Origin of the sequence: Blautia wexlerae DSM 19850 (assembly GCF_025148125.1) — a bacterium.
Taxonomy (GTDB): domain Bacteria; phylum Bacillota; class Clostridia; order Lachnospirales; family Lachnospiraceae; genus Blautia_A; species Blautia_A wexlerae.
The window spans coordinates 3,925,549-3,945,503 of record NZ_CP102267.1 but is presented as its reverse complement, the minus strand read 5'-3'; the positions used below and the strand labels follow the sequence as shown (position 1 = coordinate 3,945,503).

Genomic DNA, 19,955 nt, shown 5'->3' with positions numbered 1-19,955 from the left:
CATAGTTAAACAGATTGAATAAATTTCTCTACATAATGCAGAGCCGCTCCGATTGCCGGTGTATATTGTCCGTTGGTACCGACCAGAATCTGTGTTTTATCCAGTATGAATGGTGCGGCTGTATGGAGATGCTCTGCCAGATATTCAATATCTTCTTCTGTAAAATAAGGTGCCAGATATCCGCTGAGGATGATCGGTGCATCGATAACAAGGTTAAGATTCTTCATGGCAAATGCCAGATGGTTTAAAAAATCTTTCCAGATCTGTATGATCTGGGGAGATTTTTTTTCGCGCAGAAGAGGGAAAAATTCTTTGGCAGGAATACCTGCAGCCTGTTCCAGTGCATTGGCAGAGCAGTAGGTTTCCAGGCAGCCACGGCTGCCGCAGTAGCAAAGTGGGCCGTCGGGATTAATACATATATGTTCAAGAGTTCCGCTGTGCATGGAGATCCCCTGATGAATCTGATGATTGGTAATGATGCCGCCGCCCAGATTTCGGTTCAGCAGGATGATAACAGCACTGTCAAGCTCAGGATGATTCCATAATTCAAGGAACGCAGCTGATTTCGAATCATGTTCCAGATAACAGGGATATGGAAGATATCTGGAAAAATCATCCAGTTTCATGCCTGTGCTATTCATGATATCTCCATATAGTACGGTGGTATGATTCGGGGATGTGATACCCTGTGTAGCAATGGAGATGCCAAGAACTTTGTCATTGTCATACTGGCGCGATGAGATGAATTCTTTTACTGCGTCAGTAACCTGTTTATAGTAATCCGGTGTGTTGGAATATGGAAGCGGAATGGTATCTGTATAGAAAGCATTTCCATATAAATCTACAGCAGTAATATGAAACATCCCTTTTAAAATACCGATGCCAATGGAAATTTTAAAATCTGATACAATCTGAAGGGCGTTTGCCTTTCTTCCACCGGTGGATTCAAAGAAACCATTTTTTTCAATAAGACCTTCCTGTTCCAGAAGATTCAGGTTCTGACTGACAGTGGATAAACCCATCTGCAGTTCCTGAACGATCTGTAGCTTGGAGGTCGTTTTTTTTCTGTAAATGTACTGGTAAACCTTTGATTTATTTATTTTCTTGAGACTAATGTTGGTTAATCCCTTTTCACTCATAATATTCTCCTGATTATGTTACAAGATAATGTTAAGTTTCAGTTTTATTGTAGCATAGAACGAAAAAAAAACAATAAAAATATCCGGCACGATCAGCAACATCAATTTGTCAGCACACTATAGTAAAATAGACAAAAAAGTTGTTTGAAAATTAGAATTTCTGTCAATGGATTTTTTAAAAGAAAAGATATATACTCAACTTACAGTTAAGATATAAACGTAAGTAAAGAACATAACAACAAACAATAAGTATCGAATAAGACAAACAAGGAGGATATAACATGAAATTATCAATCAATGGAATCAAGGAACAGGAAGCATGGAAAAAGGCAGGAATCGCTCTTCCGGGTTATGATGTAGAGGCTGCCTCTGAGAATGCAAAGGAGAATCCGGTATGGGTTCACTTTGGTATCGGAAATATTTTCCGTGTGTTTATCGGTGGAATTGCAGATGGTCTTCTGGAAGAGGGAGTTCTGGATCGTGGGATTACCTGTGTGGAAACCTTTGATTATGATGTAGTAGATAAGATTTATGATCCATATGACAATCTGGGATTAAGTGTAATCCTGCATGGGGATGGAACCCGTGAGTATAAAGTAGTCGGAGCTTTTGCGGAAGCAGTGAAGGCACAGTCTTCTAATGCAGAACAGTGGAAACGCCTGAAAGAAATCTTCACAAGCAAATCCCTGCAGATGGTTTCATTTACGATTACAGAGAAAGGCTATGCATTACAGAAAGCGGACGGAACATGGTTCCCGTTTGTAGAGGCAGATATCAAGAATGGTCCGGATAAAGCGGCTGGTGCCATGGCAGTTCTGGTTGCAATGCTTTATGAAAGATATAAAGCCGGCGAATATCCCATCGCACTGGTTTCCATGGATAACTGCTCACAGAACGGTGCAAAGCTTCGTGAGTCAGTACTGACAATGACAGAAGAGTGGAAGAAAGCAGGATTTGTTGATGAGGGATTTGTGAACTATGTAAGCGATGAGAAAGTAGTTGCTTTTCCATGGACAATGATCGATAAGATCACACCTCGTCCAAGCGAGCAGATTGCAGCAGACCTTGAGAATCTGGGTGTTGAGAACATGCAGCCAGTGATCACAGGTAAGAAGACATACATTGCACCATTTGTCAATGCTGAGAAACCACAGTATCTGGTAATAGAGGACAGCTTCCCTAACGGACGTCCGGCTCTGGAAAAAGGTTTCGGCGTATATATGGCAGACAGAAATACAGTTAACCTTTCTGAACGTATGAAAGTAACCGTATGTCTGAATCCGGTTCATTCTGCTACAGGTCCGCTGGGAGTAGTTCTTGGATATGATCTGTTTGCGCATATGCTTAATACAAATGAAGATATGATGAAAATGGCACGTATGATTGCTTATGATGAAGGTCTTCCGGTAGTTGCTGACCCTGGAATCCTTTCTCCGCAGGCATTTGTTGATGAGCTTTTTAACGATCGTTTTCCAAATGAATATCTGGGAGACACCAACCTTCGTCTGGCAGTAGATGTATCTCAGATGGTTGGTATCCGTTTCGGCGAAACAATCAAAGCATATGTACAGAAATTCGGAAATGCTTCCAGACTGACTGCTATTCCGCTGGGAATTGCAGGATGGCTCAGATATATGCTTGGTGTAGATGATGAAGGAAATAAATTTGAACTTGCACCGGACCCAATGAATGAGGAACTGCAGGAACAATTTAAGGATATTGTAGTAGGTAAACCTGAAACATTTAAGGATCAGTTAAAACCAATTCTTTCCAATGAGCGTCTGTTCTTCACTGATCTTTACAAAGACGGTGTGGGAGAGAAGGTTGAGGATATGTTCCGTGAGATGATCGCAGGACCTGGAGCTGTAAGAGCGACAATACATAAATATGTTGGATGATTTTCATCAGATGGATATTATAACTGACTTTCAGGAGGAAAAAGAAAATGAATTTAAAAGAACAGTTTAATGGAATTCAGCATATTGGAATTCCGACCAATGATATTGAAAAGACCATTGATTTTTATCAGACTCTGGGATTCGAAATTGCTTTTCGTACAGTAAATGAGGAAGCAGATGAAAAGGTTGCTTTTTTGAAATTAAATACACTTGTTGTTGAGACATATGAGAATAAAGCAGCTAAGATGGAAGCTGGTGCCATTGATCATCTGGCGATTGATGTAAAAGATATTGAAAATGTATATGAAATGATTAATCAGGCAGGATTAAATACAACCAACGATACCGTTCATTTTCTTCCCTTCTGGGAAAACGGGGTAAAGTTCTTTACAATTGAGGGACCGAATAAAGAGAAGGTTGAGTTCAGCCAGTACTTATAAAGTCAGGCGGTTAAATTCAGCGAGAAAAAGCATCTGTAAAAGCAGGTGCTTTTTGTTTTCAATATTTTATTGAGAAAAGCCTGAGAAAAGTTTAAAATAGAAAATAATAAAAAATAAACGAAAGGAGTTTTTATCATGAGTAAACGAACAGAGAGAATGAGCCGGAGTGCAGCTGAGAGAATCAACCGCAAAGATACCGTGATCAGACAGAATAATGCAGAACTTGAGGAGCTGAGGAATCAGTATGAGAATCTGGATATCTGTGAGGAGGATAAGCAGGTGATTGATGATTATATTGCCTGCAAAGATGCCAGAGCTGACAGGATGGCAGAGAAACTCTATGAAAAGGGACGAAAAGATGTAAAGAGATGTATCCGCATCCGAAAACTGATCCGCAGATGCATGATCCTGTCTGCCATTGTTACGGTGGTACTGATTCAGTATAATAAGAATGAGAAGCTGAGAGAAAGTCTGGAAGAGCTGCTGAAAATGTTCCGGGATAGAACTGTAAATGAATCAGAGGAAGATTTTTAAAATGTTTTACCGAATTCGGTTACGGTAGAACAAATGTGCTTATGTATCAGTTGGAAGGAATAAGCAATATAAATAATGCAGACAAAAATGTATTTTCGGAATTAAAAAAAATCTTCTTACAAAAGCAGAAACAAGGAAGACTCTAAGAGTGCATAAAACCAAAAAGGAGCAAGACAGCATGGGAACACAAAGATACTCAATTCTGTACAGCAGTAAAACAGGAAATACAAAAAAACTTGCGGAGAAGATCAGGGAGGTATTGCCTGAGGAAAACTGTGATTATTTTGGAACAGAAGGAGCGAAGGCTCTTTCATCCGACATATTATACATTGGATTCTGGACAGATATAGGGAATGCAGATCCTGTAACACTTGAACTGTTAAAGAGCCTGAAAAATAAGAAGATCTTTCTGTTTGGAACAGCAGGCTTCGGAGGCAGTGAAGCCTATTTCCAACAGGTTCTCGGGAAAGTTAAGGAATCTGTTGATGAGAGTAATACAGTGATGGGAGAATTTATGTGTCAGGGGAAAATGCCTCAGTCAGTCAGGGACAGATACGTAAAGATGAAAGAGAAGCCGGATCATGCACCAAACCTGGATGAACTGATCCAGAATTTTGACAGGGCGTTATCTCACCCTGACAATGAGGATCTGGACAGACTGGAAGAAATAATCAGAAGAGACCTGGAAAAATAATTAAGTCTTGACTAACAGAGGGAACTGCGGTATAGTGCTCGTTACTAAAAAAGGTAATTCATAAATTTTTATAGATTTTCACGAAAGAGAGGTAACGAGACATGACATTTTATCAGGAATTACAATTGAGTTCGACCGGCTCCAAACAGCTGATCAGAAGCACCACAGATCCCAAAGAGAAAAGACGGCACATTTTAATCTATAATTTTAAAGTGTATCTGGTTATGGCTTTTTGCGTAGCAGTGGTGAGCATGTACAGTAAGCTTACAGGGAGCAGCAACAGTGTAGTTGGTGTTACTGTTCTGTTGGCAGTGCTTGTGCTGCGGCAGGCAGATTTCGGGATCAGGACAACACATGGACTGCTTTCCATTGCAGGGATCTTCGGTATTCTTATGGCAGGACCCCGTCTGGCAAATATGGTGCCTCCGTTAGCTGCGTTTGCAGTGAATGCTGTGTGTATTTTACTGCTGATGATACTGGGCTGTCACAATGTGATCATGTACAATCATTCCACCTTTGTGCTGGGATATCTGCTGCTTCTGGGCTATGATGTGACAGGAAAGGAATACACCTTCCGTGTGATCGGCTTGTTGGTGGGAATGGTGATCTGTATGATCGTCTTCTATAAGAACCAGAGAAATAGAGCCTATCGAAGAACCTTCCTGGATTTGTTCCGGGAATTTGATCTTAAGTCAGCAAGAAGCAGATGGTATGTGAAACTGACACTGATCGTATCCAGCGCAATGCTGTTTATGAATCTTCTGGGACTTCCCAGAGCAATGTGGGCAGGAATCGCCTGTATGTCCGTATGTCTGCCTTTTACAGAGGACTGTATCCCAAGGTCTGTGAGCAGAGGAATGTTTAATGTTGTGGGCTGTCTGCTGTTTATTGTGCTGTATCTGGTACTTCCTAAATCCATGTATCCGTACATTGGAATGATCGGAGGAATCGGAGTTGGATATTCAGCAGGATATCCGTGGCAGACTGCATTTAATACATTTGGAGCGTTGTCTATTGCAGCAGGGATCTTCGGAATGCCGGCAGCAATAGCACTTCGTATAGGTGCCAATGTTCTGGGAGCAGCTTATACGGTAATCTGCAATAAAGTAACAGATAAAGTAGCAGAGTATATAGGCACAAATAAATGTGCAGAAAATCTTTCCTGACTGAAACTGCGGAGCGGTTATAAGCAAGTAAAAAAGAGGATGATTTTATCCGTCTGATATGTGTTCTGGGAATAGAGTGAATATTAACGTACAATGACAGAGGGAGAGAGAAAGAATATGAAACAGGATACCCTGGAAGGCAGGGCGAAAACGAAAAATGGTGTAAAACGATTATGCTTTTCCGCAGTATGTATTTTACTGGAAGCAGCTTTTATCATTGCGATGATCACAAAGCTGAATCAATATGCGGAGATTATCAATCTGATGACAAGGCTTCTTGCAGGTGTACTGGTTCTTAAGCTGTATGCGTCAGATCAGACTTCATCTATGAAAATGCCCTGGGTTATTTTGATCCTTGTATTCCCTATCTTGGGAGTGGGATTGTACTTACTGATTGGTCTCAATGGCGGTACCCGTAAAATGCGGGAGCGTTATGACCAGATCGACAGGGAACTTCTGCCACTGCTTCCCAATGACAGTGAGTGCAGGGAAACGCTTGGCAGGAAAATCCCGAAGGCAGGCAATATTTCTGATTATATACAGAAAAATGCCTCCTATCCGGTCTATCAGAATACAGATGTTATTTATTATGATGAGGCAGTCAAAGGGCTGGAGGCTCAGCTGGCAGATCTGGCAAAGGCAGAGAAATTCATTTTTATGGAATATCATGCCATTGAGGATGCACAGGCCTGGCATAAAATCCAGAGAGTTCTGGAAGACCGCGTAAAGGCAGGCGTAGAAGTCAGAGTATTTTATGACGACATGGGTTCCATTGGGTTTATCAATACAGACTTCATTAAGAAAATGGAAAATGTGGGAATCCATTGCAGAGTGTTCAACCCTTTTACTCCGGGTCTGAATGTGTTCCTGAATAACCGGGATCACCGCAAGATCACAGTGATCGATGGAAAAGTGGGATTTACCGGCGGTTACAACCTTGCCAACGAATATTTTAATTTCACACATCCTTATGGACAGTGGAAGGATACAGGTATCCGTCTGGAGGGGGAGGCAGTCCGTTCCCTAACAGTAACATTCCTGGAGATGTGGAATGCTGTCAGTGATAAGGATAAAAATGACAGTGATTTTACCGGATTTCTGGTTCAGACAGATTATCAGGCAAAGCAGACAGGCTTTATCCAGCCTTATGCGGACAGTCCTATGGACCATGAACAGGTAGGCGAAGAGGTGTATATCAGTATGGTGAACAAAGCAGAAAAATATTGCTGGTTTATGACTCCGTACCTGATCATCACAGATGAAATGAGCCATGCTCTGTGTCTGGCTGCCAAGCGCGGGGTAGATGTGAGGATCATCACACCTGGTATTCCGGATAAAAAGATGATCTACAATATCACACGATCCTTTTACCATGGACTGGTGAAGCATGGAGTGCGTATCTATGAATGGACACCTGGTTTCTGTCATGCAAAGATAAGTGTGGCAGATGACTGTATGGCAACCTGCGGAACCATAAATCTGGATTACAGAAGTCTGTATCATCATTTTGAAAACGGCTGCTTTATGGCAGACTGCCAGGCAGTTCTGGATATCCGAAATGATCTTGCAGCAACAATGGATGAATGCCGTGAAGTCACAGAACAGTACAGTACCGGACGCAGCGCATATCTGCGATTGGGACAGCTGTTTATGAGGTTATTTGCGGGATTATTATAACACTTGGAAAAAAGCAGAATATCGTGTACAATGGAATGGGGAACAGCAAAACTATTATAAATATGGGAGGAATTTTAACTATGGATCTTTCAACCTTAGTAAAAATGTCAAATACTTATGGAAGCAACCCTGCCTATGTTCTTGCAGGCGGTGGCAATACTTCTGTAAAAGATGACACCACATTGTATGTAAAAGGCTCCGGTACACAGCTTGCCACAATTAAGGCAGAGGAATTTGTGGAAATGAGCAGAGCACGTTTGAATGAAATCATGAAAACTGATTATCCGGAAGATGATGTCAAACGTGAATCACTGTATCTTGCAGATGTTATGGCTGCAGTAACAGATGCTGACAAAACAAAACGTCCAAGTGTAGAAGCACTGCTTCATAACTTATTTGCCTACACATATGTACTGCATGTTCATCCTACACTTGTCAATGGACTGACCTGCGGAAAAGGGGCAAAGGAACTCAGTGAACAGCTTCTTGGAAAAGATGTACTCTGGATTGATATCTGCAAACCCGGATATACACTTGCACGTATCTGTTATGAGAAAATGAATGCTTATAAAGAAGAATCCGGAAAAGATGTTCAGGTTCTTCTGCTTCAGAATCATGGAATTTTCGTTGCAGCAAATACTGTAGAGGAAATTGGAGTATTATTTGACGGCGAGATCAGTAAATTAGAGAAACAGGTAAAGAGAACTGCTGATGTCAGTGATGCGGTTACACCTGAAAAAGAGCAGGCAGCAGAGAAGCTTTCCCAGTTACTGGGACATGCGGTAGAAGTTGTACCTGTAGCGGAAGCTGATAACTTCGTAAAAGATAAGGCAGCGGCTGCACCGCTTCTGAAACCATTTACACCGGATCACATTGTATACTGTGGACCATATCCGTTATTTGTAGAAAATATTGATCAGGCAAAAGATGCGCTGGACGCATTTATGAAAGAGAATGACAAAGAGCCAAGACTGATCCTGGTACAGGGAGTTGGCGCCTTTATTATGGAAGATGATAAGGGAAAAGCTGCAAAAGCACAGCTTCTTGTAAAAGATGCCATCAAGCTTGCAGTATATGCAGAAAGCTTTGGCGGCCCGCTTCACATGACAGATGATATTACATACTTTATCACGCATTGGGAAGCAGAAGCATATCGCAGTAAGAAATAATATAATAAGGGCTGTCGTTTTTTGACAGCCCTTATTATATTGGTTTAAACACTATATTTTTAAAGGAAAAGGTTTATTTTCAGCAAATCTTATTTCTCTTCTTTTTTCTCTTTGGCTTTCCCGGATTCAGGAATATTTCCCTCACCATAGTAAGCTTTCAGATAGATTTCCTTCAGCTCAGACATTAATGGATATCTCGGGTTGGCACCGGTACACTGGTCATTAAATGCCTGTTCGGTCATTTCGTCAAGAGTTTCGAGGAAGTACTTCTCGTCTACGCCGTATTCTTTGATCGTATGTTTGATCTCAATAGTATCCATCAGTTCCTGCAGTTTCTGGAGAAGCTTCTCAAATACTTCGCTGTCGTTCTTGCCTGTCAGACCTACAGAACGGCCAATCTCAGCGTAACGTGCAAGTGTGTGCGGATACTGATACTGTGGGAAGGTACCCATCTTAGCTGGAACTTCGGCTGCATTATAGCGCAGAACATGAAGCAGAACCAGAGCATTTGCAATACCATGTGGAATATGATGGAAAGCTCCCAGCTTATGAGCAAGAGAGTGGTTTACGCCAAGGAATGCATTTGCGAAAGCCATACCAGCCATGCAGGAAGCATTTGCCATATGCTGTCTTGCTTCTACATCAGAACCATCTTTGTATGCACGTGGCAGATAGTTAAATACCAGTTTGATCGCATTTAATGCAAGACCATCTGTATAATCAGATGCCATCATGGAAGCATAGGCCTCAAGTGCATGAGTCATAACGTCGATACCGGAAGCACAGGTCAGTCCCTTAGGTGCGCTCATCATATTATCTGTATCAACAATAGCCATGTCAGGCATTAATTCATAATCTGCCAGAGGCCATTTGATACCTGTAGTTTTATCAGTAATGATAGCAAACGGTGTTACCTCGGAACCTGTACCGGAAGATGTTGGAACAGCTACAAAGTAAGCTTTCTTACCCATATGCGGGAATGTGAAGATTCTCTTACGGATATCCATAAAGTCCATAGCCATATCATCAAAGTTGGCGTCCGGATTTTCATAGAGAACCCACATGATCTTGCCGGCATCCATTGCGGAACCACCGCCCATTGCGATAATACAGTCAGGCTCGAACATTCTCATTGCAGCAGCACCGGCTCTTGCAGAAGCGAGAGATGGATCTGGCTCTACATCATAGAAGCAGGTATGTACGATTCCCATCTGATCTAATTTATCTTCGATCTTTTTAGTATATCCATTCTTATAAAGGAAAGAGTCTGTTACGATAAAGCAGCGTTTCTTGTGCATAACAGTGCCAAGTTCATCCAGAGCAACCGGCAGGCAGCCTTTTTTGAAATAAACTTTTTCCGGTGTTCTAATCCAGAGCATATTTTCTCTCCTTTCAGCAACGGTCTTGATGTTAATGAGATGTTTTACACCTACGTTCTCAGATACGGAGTTGCCACCCCAGGAACCGCAGCCCAGAGTCAGGGACGGAACAAGTTTGAAGTTGTAAAGGTCGCCGATACCGCCCTGAGAAGATGGAGTATTGATGAGGATACGGCAGGTCTTCATAGCTGCTGCGTGTTTTTCCATCTTTTCCTTCTCTCTTGTGTCAATGTAGAGAGCGGAGGTATGTCCATAACCGCCGTCAGCTACAAGCTGTTCAGCTTTGGCAATCGCTTCGTCAAAAGTTTTGGCCTTGTACATGGCAAGTACAGGGGAAAGCTTCTCATGTGCGAATTCTTCGCTGATGTCTACAGATTCAACTTCACCGATCAGAATCTTTGTTTCAGGAGGAACTGCAACACCGGCCATCTCAGCGATAGTGGCAGCCTTCTGGCCTACGATCTTTGCATTCAATGCGCCATTGATAAGGATAGTTTTTCTTACTTTCTCTAATTCATCCGGTTTCAGGAAGTAACATCCTCTGTAAAGGAATTCTTCTTTTACTTTCTTATAAATGCTCTCAAGAACAGTTACAGACTGTTCGGAAGCACAGATCATACCATTGTCAAAGGTCTTGGAATGGATGATGGAGTTAACTGCCAGACGGATATCTGCACTGTCATCAATGATAACAGGAGTATTTCCGGGACCTACACCTAAAGCAGGTTTTCCGGAAGAATAGGCAGCCTTAACCATTCCGGGACCACCTGTGGCAAGGATGATGTCTGCTTCACGCATAACCTGATTTGTCAGATCAAGACTTGGAACATCAATCCATCCGATGATTCCCTCCGGTGCACCGGCTTCTACAGCTGCCTCCAGAACAACCTTTGCTGCCTCAATGGTACATTTCTTTGCACGGGGATGCGGACTGATGATGATTGCATTACGTGTTTTCAGTGCGATCAGAGTTTTGAAGATTGCAGTAGATGTTGGGTTGGTTGTAGGAATAACAGCAGCAATCAGACCGATCGGTTCAGCGATTTTCTTAATACCGTAAGCAGTATCTTCTTCAATCACACCGCAGGTTCTGGTATTCTTATATGCGTTGTATACATATTCGGCTGCGTAATGGTTCTTGATAACCTTATCTTCTACAATACCCATTCCTGTTTCTTCAACAGCATTTTTAGCAAGCGGGATACGTGCTTTGTCAGCAGCAGTAGCGGCAGCTTTAAAAATCTTATCTACCTGCTCCTGGGTAAATGTTGCGAAAATCTTCTGTGCCTCTTTCATGGCTGCAATCTTTGCAGTAAGGGCTTCAGGGGTGTCGATGATGGTTGGGATAGTGTTCTCTTTTTTTGCCATTTGGGAATCCTCCTGTTTGTGTTTTCGTTAAAAGTATTTACCGTGACCTGTTATGTTTTTATTATATAAATAAACTGATTATTCGGTCAACAGTAACATTGATATGAGCATAACGAAATATTATGGTGAAAATTGTGCATAATCACGTAAATAATGTGAATAAAATATCAATTGTCAGAATATATGAGAAAAATTTAACAATATATGTTCTGTTGGCAACTGAGAGAAAGTTAAAAAAATAACGTTAATAAATTAACAACCTCGATGATGCTATTATATGACTTTGTTAATCATTTGTCAATTACATAGCATATGAAAAAGTTAACAAATACTAACTAGGAATTTCGTGAAAATATAACAATATAATTTGTAGAAGGATTTATGTTTTTCCATATGTTTGCAGGAGATTAAGAGTTACTGTGAACGGAGTGAACAGTAATGATTAAGAAAAATTAAGCCCCGCAAAATCTGCGGGGCTTAATTTTTCTTAAATTTCTATTTGTTTCAGGCTTTTCTGAAAGCGGCTCTCTTACGTTCTCTGGAATCCAGCAGTCTCTTACGGATACGGAGAGACTCCGGTGTAACCTCAAGGAGTTCATCCTGGTCGATGAAATCGATGGCCTGTTCCAGGCTGAGAACTCTTGGTGGAGTTAATTTCAGTGCATCATCAGCGGAAGAAGAACGTGTGTTAGTCAGATGTTTTGTCTTGCATACGTTCAGCTCGATATCTTCGGCTTTACCATTCTGTCCGATAACCATACCGCTGTAAACCTTTGCACCAGGTCCGATAAACAGAGTACCACGCTCCTGGGCTGCGAACAGACCATAAGTAACAGCTTCACCAGCCTCGAAAGCGATCAGAGATCCCTGTTTTCTGTACTGGAAATCTCCCTTGTAAGGAGCATATCCGTCAAACATAGTATTGATGATGCCGGTACCCTTGGTGGAAGTAAGGAACTCACCGCGGAATCCGATCAGTCCACGGGAAGGAATGTGGAATTCCAGACGGACAGTACCGTCACTGGCAGTACTCATACCCTGCAGCTCACCTTTACGTTCGCTCAGCTTCTGGATTACAGTACCGGAAAATTCTTCCGGAACATCTACATAAGCGATTTCCATAGGTTCAAGTTTCTTTCCGCGCTCGTCTGTTTTGTACAGAACCTCCGGTTTACTTACTGCGAATTCATAACCTTCACGTCTCATGTTCTCGATCAGGACAGACAGATGAAGTTCTCCACGTCCGGAAACCTTAAAGGCTTCTGTTGTTTCAGTATCTTCTACACGAAGGCTGACATCTGTATTCAGCTCACGGTAGAGACGGTCACGAAGATGACGGGATGTGATGTATTTACCTTCCTGGCCTGCCAGCGGACTGTCATTTACGATGAAGTTCATGGCAATGGTAGGCTCGGAAATCTTCTGGAAAGGAATTGCCTCCGGGTTTTCTCCGCCGCAGAGAGTATCACCGATATGGATGTCTGCGATACCGGAAATAGCAACGATGGAACCAATAGTAGCTTCCTTTACTTCAACCTTATTCAGACCGTCAAACTCATAGAGCTTGCTGATTTTAACTTTCTTACGTTTGTCCAGATCATGATGGTTTAACAGAGTCAGCTCCTGATTAACGGCAATCTTACCATTCTCAACTTTACCTACACCGATACGTCCCACATATTCGTTGTAGTCAATGGTGCTGATCAGAACCTGAGTATCTGCATCAGGATCTCCCTCCGGAGCAGGGATATATTTCAGAATAGCGTCAAACAGAGGAGCCATATCCTTAGGAGTATCGTTTAAGTCAATCACAGCATGTCCTGCTTTTGCAGAAGCATACAGGAACGGGCAGTCAAGCTGCTCGTCAGAAGCACCAAGATCCATAAGAAGTTCCAGAACTTCATCTACAACTTCGTCAGGACGAGCTTCCGGACGGTCAATCTTGTTGATACATACGATTACATGGAGATCAAGTTCAAGGGCTTTCTTAAGAACGAATTTAGTCTGAGGCATAGCACCTTCGAAAGCGTCAACGAGAAGAATAACACCGTCTACCATTTTAAGTACACGTTCTACTTCGCCGCCGAAATCAGCATGTCCTGGTGTGTCGATGATATTGATCTTTGTATCTTTGTAATGAATAGCTGTATTCTTGGATAAAATAGTGATACCACGCTCACGCTCAATATCATTGGAGTCCATGACACGTTCCTGAACTTCCTGATTTTCGCGGAATACACCGCTCTGTTTCAGAAGCTGGTCAACCAGAGTTGTTTTACCATGGTCAACGTGGGCGATAATGGCTACGTTACGGACATCTTCACGTTTTGTTCTCATAAAATGATTTTCCTTTCCTCTTTAAGCTTTGAATGGGTAACTGTTCGGCACACTGGCTGAACAGTTACCGGAATTGTTAATATTCATGTGTTATCAGCAGGATTATTTTGCTGCAAAAGCATTTTTCAAGCACGATATAATCTTGCAGATGAATTTGTTCCTATTATTATGTGTTTTTTTCAATAAGTTACCCGAATTTTCAGTTTACCACATTTTCGCCAGATTACAAGGTGTTAAAATAATTTTTTTTATTTTTGCAGATTCTGGTTCTAAATGAGAATGCCTGTACATAACCTTATAAAGAACAATACAAGGTACAGAGGAGCATATGCGGGATCGCTGAAAAAGCAGAGACGATTTACGGTCTGCATTGCAGGCAGGGATTCTGACATAGGTGCTCTACAGGGAAGGAGAACCACATTATGGCAGATAAAATTATTGAAAACAATCAGGTATCTATGATGGGCAAAATTGCAGCAGGCTTTACATTCAGTCATCAGGTCTTTGGAGAAGGCTTCTATATGACTGAGCTGCTGGTCAAAAGGCTCAGTGATTCGGAAGACAGGATTCCGGTGATGGTTTCTGAACGGTTGGTGGATGTAACGCAGGATTATATCGGAGAATATGTGGAAATCCATGGACAGTTCCGCTCATATAACCGCCATGAGGAGAAGCACAACCGTCTCGTGCTTTCAGTATTCAGCAGAGAACTGAAGTTTGTGGAAGAAGAGGATGAAACAGTTCCGGTAAATCAGATTTTTCTGGACGGATATATCTGTAAGCCTCCGGTGTACCGTAAAACTCCTCTTGGAAGAGAAATTGCGGATGTGCTGTTGGCAGTAAATCGTCCGTATGGAAAATCAGATTACATACCATGCATCTGCTGGGGCAGAAATGCCCGCTATGCATCTGCGTTTGAAGTTGGCGGTCATGTCCTGATCTGGGGACGTATCCAGAGCAGAGAATATATGAAACGGATCGGGGAAAATGAAACAGAGAAGAGAGTTGCGTATGAAGTATCTGTAAGCAAGCTGGAATATATGGAATAATTCCATTGCCGCAGGCAATTTGGAATGAATTTTGGACACGTTACTGTGAACGGAGTGGTTACTGTTCACTGGTGATATCCCGCGAGGTGTTTTTTGTGAGCAAAGGTCACAGAAAACCCGAGACATACCGCGCGAATTTATGCGATTAGCATAAATTGAGTTTGCAAAGCAAACGATACTCCTTGGGCTTTGCGCAAGGAGGTTCATATTTTTTGCATCGCGAAGCGTGTTGCTGAGAACGGAGTGAACAGTAACACGGAGTGAACAGTAACGATTACTGTAAACAGTAACACTTGCAATTCTTCATAAACTGCGGTAATATAAGCGTATTCAGATAACTATGGCAGCCTGCTGTTCCACGAAGCATTCCGGCGTGAATATGCCGGAAGCTCATCGCAGAAGTCGAAAACAGACTGCTGTTTATCATGTCTGTAATGACACAGAGAAGAAGGTACAATTTCAATAACGATAAGAGGAATTGTTTGTTATGGAAAAAGAATTTACAGAGGTTTACTGTGGCGGGGGAAAGGGAAAGACAACTCTGGCGATCGGTCAGTGTCTGAGAGCTTCCGCACAGGGTAAAAGCGTCATTATTATTCAGTTTCTGAAAGGAAGAGAGCGCAGGGAACTGGATTTTCTGGCGGAACTGGATAATCTGGATATTAAGATATTTCGTTTTGAGAAGCATGATGAAGGATATGAGGAGCTGAATGAGCAGGAGAAGGCAGAGGAGAAAACCAATATTCTTAATGCTTTGAATTTTGCGCGCAAAGTGATCGCAACGCAGGAATGCGATTTTCTGCTCCTGGATGAGATTCTTGCACTTCCGGATTACGGGATCACCACTGCAGAGGCAATCGGTGATATCCTGAAGATGAAGGACGAGAGTATGCATATTTTGCTTACGGGACGGACGTTACCGGACAGCCTGCGTAAATATGCAGACAGCATAACTACACTGACAACAGAGATTGTATAAGGTGTATAAAACCTGATTATTGTTTATGAATGGACAGTAATCTGTATGGAAATTACAGAAGAATAAAGGAGGAAGGCAAATGGCAATTTTTAAAGGTGCAGGTGTTGCAATCGTAACCCCTATGTATGAAGATGGCAAGGTTAATTATGATAAACTGGAGGAACTTCTGGAGTATCAGATTGCAAACAGTACAGATGCGATCATTATCTGCGGAACAACAGGAGAATCATCAACGATGACGCATGGAGAGCATCTTAAGACAATTAAGTTTGCAATCGACAAGGTAAACAAACGTGTTCCGGTTATCGCAGGTACAGGTTCCAACTGTACGGAAACTGCAATTATGATGTCAAAGGAGGCTGCTTCTTACGGTGCAGATGCACTTCTTATAGTGACTCCATATTATAACAAGGCGACTCAGAAAGGACTGATCGCTCATTATACAGCTATTGCAGAGGCAGTTCCGGAAACACCGATCATTATGTACAATGTTCCGAGCCGTACAGGTTGTAACATTCAGCCTGCAACAGCAGTAGCTCTGGCTAAAAATGTTAAGAATATTGTTGGTATCAAAGCAGCAAGCGGAGATCTTTCACAGATTGCAACCATGATGTCCATGGCTGATGGCTGCATTGAACTCTACTCCGGAAATGATGATCAGGTACTTCCGATCCTTTCACTTGGCGGACTTGGAGTAATTTCCGTACTTTCTAATGTAGCTCCTAAGGAAACACATGATATGGTTATGAAATTCCTTGAAGGAGATACAAAGGGTGCAGCAGAAATCCAGTTAAAGGCAATCCCGTTAATTCATGCATTGTTCAGTGAAGTAAACCCGATTCCGGTGAAAGCAGCCCTGAATCTGATGGGTAAAGAAGTGGGGCCACTTCGTATGCCATTATCCGAGATGGAAGATGCAAACAAGGCAAAACTTGCTGAAGAACTGAAGAATTTCGGAATAAAACTTGCATAAATATAATCGCAGGATTGTTCGGAAAATCAACTTGCCGATATACTGGAATTGAGAGGAATAGACAAATGGTAAAGATTATTATGCATGGCTGTAACGGTCACATGGGTCAGGTAATCTCCGGACTTGTGGAGAAGGATCCGGATGCTGAGATCGTAGCAGGTATTGATGTGGCAGATCAGGGAAAGAACAGCTACCCTGTATATACAAATATGGAAGAATGTCAGGTAGAGGCAGATGCCCTTATCGACTTCTCTTCTGCAAAAGCAACAGATGCACTTCTGGCTTACTGTGAGAAACGCAAACTCCCGATTGTATTATGTACAACCGGTTTAAGCGAGGAGCAGCTCGCAAAGGTGGAAGAGACATCTAAGAATGTCGCAGTTCTGAAATCTGCAAATATGTCTCTTGGAATCAATACTCTGATGAAACTGCTTCAGGATGCGGCAAAGGTTCTGGCAACAGCAGGATTTGACATGGAGATTGTTGAGAAGCATCACAGACTGAAACTGGATGCACCAAGCGGAACAGCACTTGCACTGGCTGACAGCATTAATGAGGCAATGGATAACCAGTATCATTATATCTATGACCGCAGCCAGAGACGTGAGATGCGGGATGATAAGGAAATCGGTATCTCAGCAGTCCGCGGTGGAACAATCGTAGGAGAACACGAAGTGATCTTCGCAGGTCCGGATGAAGTGATTGAATTTAAGCATACTGCATATTCCAAAGCTGTATTTGGAAAGGGTGCTGTTGAAGCTGCGAAATTCCTTGCAGGCAAACCGGCAGGAAGATATGATATGAGCGATGTTATCAGTGCAAAATAATCAGGAATGCAGTAAAAATTGATAACTGGTAATTTTCAGTATCTTTATAGCAGTGAAATAAAATATATAAAAGGAAAGTGTATCTGATGTTTCAGAACACTTTCCTTTTTTGTAATATTGGCCTGTATGCTGCTATAATAATTCTGATCAATGATTATATGCGTAAGTCAGCAATGTTCTGGAATCCTGCCAGCGGGCAGAAGATGAATCTGCACCCAGGACAACAGAAATATAGGTGTTTCCCCTTGCGGAATAAGAAAGTCCGACAAAACAATAGCCTGCTTTGTTGGTATAGCCTGTTTTCATACCCTGAACTCCCGGAACATTGCCGAGCAGGGCGTTGGTGGTGCCGATAGAATAGCTTCTGCCGGTGTTGAGATTAGAGAAAGAATAATAGCCGGTGCTCACCAGTTTGCGGAACATAGGCTTTTTGATTGCGTACTGGGCAATTTTTGCCAGGTCAGAAGCTGTTGTGTAATGGTTATACCCTGCATCCAGACCATTTGGGGTTGCGAAATGTGTATTCGTACATCCGATCTCTGCTGCTTTTTTATTCATTAATTTAACAAACTTTGCAGTGGAACCGCTGACGTGTTCGGCAATGGCAACTGCGGTGTCGTTGTGGGAGGGAAGCATCAGGGAATAAAGCAGATCTTTCAGATAAAATATTTCTCCTGTATTTGCATAAAGCTTGCTGGGTTCAATAGATGCTGCGTAAGGGGAGAACTTTACTTTTTCGTTTAATTTGCAGTTTTCAAGTGCAAGGATACAGGTCATAATCTTGGTTGTGCTGGCGTTGGCATGAGCAACATTTTCATTTTTGCCATAAATAATCTGACCGGTATCTGCATTCATGAGAAGTGCACAGTCAGAGGAAAGGAAATAATTTAATCCGGTGTGGGTGACAGTACCATTCTGGTTAAAGTAATAGTAAGTTCCCTTGATTTTGTGTTTTCCTGTAACTGCTTTTCCGTCTTTGCCGAAATAGTATTTCTTTCCGGATTTGTCAGTGTACCATCCGGTAACCATGGCACCGTCTTTACCGACATAGTAATAATTTCCTTTATATTTGATAAGAGAATTCTTTATCAGATATCCCTGAGATCTGGTTCCGAAATAATAATTTTTGCCTTTGATCGTATGCCAGCTGCACCAGCGGTGTCCGAGTTTGTTAAAATAATAGGTCTTTTTGTCAATTTTCAGAAATACATTTTTGGCGATGGTTTTATCATCATAGCGGTAAATCCAGTAATCGCCGTCTTTTACAAATTTTCCCGATGCTGCGATATCAGGTTTCTGAAGTGTGGATGCATAGATAGTAGAAACACTGCAGGTAAACAGCAGGAAAAGTGCAGCCAGAAATATGAAAACAGAGCTGCGAAGTGAATGGTTCCTTTTTCTTTTCATGATAACCCCCTGTAAATATGAGTTATAGATATTCCGTAAAATACTGCAGTCAATCCATCTCATTAATGAGTGAAATCCTGCTATAGCAATTTGTCGGTACGCTAGATTGTAGGAGTATATATGTACGGAGTAATCTGTTTTGTGTTATTTAAATCATAGCATGAAAAGTAAATTTTTTCCAGAATAGTATTGAGTTTTTGGTACATATTAAAAACATAATATAAAAACATGAAAAGACGGAGAGGTTCTGCTGCATGGACCGGCAGAATGCTTTCCGGGAACAGGAGATGAATATGGGAATAAAGGTAAAAAAGATTCTGACAGGTACAGCACTTATTATGTCACTGTGCATGTTCACAGCATGTGGGAATGCAAATAAAGCAGCTGATGAGGCAGACACAAACGAAGAAAATATGACGGATAATAAGACAGCAAACGATGATAACATGGAAAATAACGCAGGAGAAAACAATACAAATGGAAATAGCACATCAGGAAACAATGCGGCAGATAAAAATGTAAATAATGGTGGAACCGTCACAGACAATGGAACTGCCGCAGAGGATGAAGCTGCAGAAAATGAGACAAAACAGAATAGCAATGCAACAGATAACACTGCAGATAATACCAGAATTGATGAAAACAACAACGGTGACGGCACAGTATCCGGAGAATTGGGAAACAGCGTCAAAGATCTGGGCGAAGGGGTAGGTAATGCTGTAGAAGATGTGGGGGATGCTGTTGGTAATGCGGCAGAAGGAAGATAGACATCAGGAATAATTTATGGTATTATCGTGTTAAATTGGTAAAATTTAAATAGTGTATTCCCGAAGTTTTTATTGCATTTGTTTTTGCATCTAACTATAGCAATCATTGTAAATAATGCATATTGATTCAGCTCATCAGAGCGTGAAATCCG

General features: G+C 41.8%; 16 protein-coding genes. 12 read left to right on the top strand and 4 right to left on the bottom strand.

Annotated elements, in window-relative coordinates; genetic code table 11:
- Positions 1 to 5 precede the first annotated feature (5 nt).
- A complete protein-coding gene (locus tag NQ550_RS18260) occupies positions 6 to 1,139 on the bottom strand; it encodes an ROK family transcriptional regulator (protein ID WP_025579281.1) in 1,134 nt (377 codons plus the stop codon).
- Positions 1,140 to 1,420: 281 nt separating this feature from the next.
- Here NQ550_RS18260 and NQ550_RS18255 point away from each other — a divergent pair, with 281 nt between their 5' ends.
- From NQ550_RS18255 to NQ550_RS18225, 7 genes are all read left to right on the top strand, one after another.
- Positions 1,421 to 3,037: a mannitol dehydrogenase family protein gene (locus NQ550_RS18255; protein ID WP_025579280.1), complete on the top strand. Its 1,617-nt coding sequence runs from the start codon at positions 1,421 to 1,423 to the stop codon at positions 3,035 to 3,037.
- Positions 3,038 to 3,084: 47 nt separating this feature from the next.
- Positions 3,085 to 3,477 (top strand): VOC family protein, encoded by a 393-nt coding sequence (locus NQ550_RS18250; RefSeq protein ID WP_025579278.1) that lies wholly within the window; start codon positions 3,085 to 3,087, stop codon positions 3,475 to 3,477.
- A gap of 135 nt (positions 3,478 to 3,612) precedes the next feature.
- The gene (locus NQ550_RS18245) at positions 3,613 to 4,011 is read left to right on the top strand and encodes a hypothetical protein (RefSeq protein ID WP_025579277.1); all 399 of its coding nucleotides are present in this window, start codon (positions 3,613 to 3,615) and stop codon (positions 4,009 to 4,011) included.
- A 178-nt stretch (positions 4,012 to 4,189) separates the two neighbouring features.
- Complete coding sequence (gene bilS / locus NQ550_RS18240) at positions 4,190 to 4,705, top strand: flavodoxin family protein BilS (RefSeq protein WP_025579275.1); 516 nt, start codon at positions 4,190 to 4,192, stop codon at positions 4,703 to 4,705.
- 101 nt (positions 4,706 to 4,806) lie between these two features.
- Positions 4,807 to 5,871, top strand: a complete 1,065-nt coding sequence (locus tag NQ550_RS18235; protein ID WP_025579273.1) for an FUSC family protein — start codon at positions 4,807 to 4,809, stop codon at positions 5,869 to 5,871.
- A 117-nt stretch (positions 5,872 to 5,988) separates the two neighbouring features.
- The gene (gene cls / locus NQ550_RS18230) at positions 5,989 to 7,548 is read left to right on the top strand and encodes a cardiolipin synthase (RefSeq protein WP_025579271.1); all 1,560 of its coding nucleotides are present in this window, start codon (positions 5,989 to 5,991) and stop codon (positions 7,546 to 7,548) included.
- Between the two features lie 80 nt (positions 7,549 to 7,628).
- Positions 7,629 to 8,717 carry a class II aldolase/adducin family protein gene (locus NQ550_RS18225; RefSeq protein ID WP_025579269.1) on the top strand — a complete coding sequence of 363 codons (1,089 nt, stop codon included), beginning with the start codon at positions 7,629 to 7,631 and terminating at the stop codon, positions 8,715 to 8,717.
- 89 nt (positions 8,718 to 8,806) lie between these two features.
- Here the strand turns inward: NQ550_RS18225 and adhE are convergent, their stop codons facing one another.
- A complete protein-coding gene (gene adhE, locus NQ550_RS18220; RefSeq protein ID WP_025579267.1) occupies positions 8,807 to 11,464 on the bottom strand; it encodes a bifunctional acetaldehyde-CoA/alcohol dehydrogenase in 2,658 nt (885 codons plus the stop codon).
- Positions 11,465 to 11,968: 504 nt separating this feature from the next.
- Entirely contained in the window at positions 11,969 to 13,801 is a 1,833-nt protein-coding gene (typA, locus tag NQ550_RS18215) for a translational GTPase TypA (RefSeq protein WP_008706255.1), read from the bottom strand.
- Positions 13,802 to 14,223: 422 nt separating this feature from the next.
- Here typA and NQ550_RS18210 point away from each other — a divergent pair, with 422 nt between their 5' ends.
- From NQ550_RS18210 to dapB, 4 genes are all read left to right on the top strand, one after another.
- A complete protein-coding gene (locus tag NQ550_RS18210; protein ID WP_008706256.1) occupies positions 14,224 to 14,850 on the top strand; it encodes a single-stranded DNA-binding protein in 627 nt (208 codons plus the stop codon).
- A 487-nt stretch (positions 14,851 to 15,337) separates the two neighbouring features.
- Positions 15,338 to 15,829: a cob(I)yrinic acid a,c-diamide adenosyltransferase gene (locus tag NQ550_RS18205; RefSeq protein WP_022381314.1), complete on the top strand. Its 492-nt coding sequence runs from the start codon at positions 15,338 to 15,340 to the stop codon at positions 15,827 to 15,829.
- A gap of 79 nt (positions 15,830 to 15,908) precedes the next feature.
- Positions 15,909 to 16,802, top strand: coding sequence for a 4-hydroxy-tetrahydrodipicolinate synthase (dapA, locus tag NQ550_RS18200; protein WP_008706258.1), 894 nt, complete (start codon positions 15,909 to 15,911; stop codon positions 16,800 to 16,802).
- Between the two features lie 65 nt (positions 16,803 to 16,867).
- Positions 16,868 to 17,629, top strand: a complete 762-nt coding sequence (dapB, locus tag NQ550_RS18195; protein ID WP_025581054.1) for a 4-hydroxy-tetrahydrodipicolinate reductase — start codon at positions 16,868 to 16,870, stop codon at positions 17,627 to 17,629.
- Between the two features lie 147 nt (positions 17,630 to 17,776).
- On the opposite strand, the gene NQ550_RS18190 is transcribed toward dapB, so the two are convergent.
- Positions 17,777 to 19,036, bottom strand: coding sequence for a D-alanyl-D-alanine carboxypeptidase (locus NQ550_RS18190; RefSeq protein ID WP_025581055.1), 1,260 nt, complete (start codon positions 19,034 to 19,036; stop codon positions 17,777 to 17,779).
- 254 nt (positions 19,037 to 19,290) lie between these two features.
- Between NQ550_RS18190 and NQ550_RS18185 the strand changes: the two genes are divergently transcribed.
- Positions 19,291 to 19,803 (top strand): hypothetical protein, encoded by a 513-nt coding sequence (locus NQ550_RS18185; RefSeq protein ID WP_025581056.1) that lies wholly within the window; start codon positions 19,291 to 19,293, stop codon positions 19,801 to 19,803.
- Positions 19,804 to 19,955 lie beyond the last annotated feature (152 nt).